The organism is Achromobacter sp. GbtcB20, assembly GCF_019091095.1.
Classification (GTDB): domain Bacteria; phylum Pseudomonadota; class Gammaproteobacteria; order Burkholderiales; family Burkholderiaceae_B; genus Achromobacter; species Achromobacter mucicolens.
This window is the reverse complement of the sequence record NZ_JAGXJZ010000559.1, coordinates 1-269: the sequence shown is the minus strand read 5'-3', so window position 1 is coordinate 269 and position 269 is coordinate 1. Positions and strand designations below refer to the sequence as shown.

The 269-nt window shown below is 69.1% G+C and carries 1 pseudogene; it reads right to left on the bottom strand.

Annotation, left to right across the window (positions count from 1 at the left end):
• A pseudogene (locus tag KVT32_RS30220) lies at positions 1–269 on the bottom strand (alpha/beta hydrolase); the annotation flags it as partial.

Sequence of the window (269 nt, the reverse complement as noted above, 5' to 3'; positions counted from 1 at the left end):
CCAGCGCCTGGGGGGGGGCCATGGACATGCAGCGGACGAGCGTGCGCTCCCACTGGAAGGCCTGGGGCTCGGCCATTGCGCTCATCATGTTCAGGAACACGCCGGGCACCTGGCCGAAGGTGACGGCGATCTTGCGCGCATCGGGAGTTTGCTTGATCAGCGGCGAGAAGCAGCAGGTGCTCGGCTCGAAATGCAGCGGCGCCTCGAGCAGCACGGTGGCGCGCACGGCGTCCGGATACAGGCAGCTGGGGTTGGCGGCCAGGGTGCCG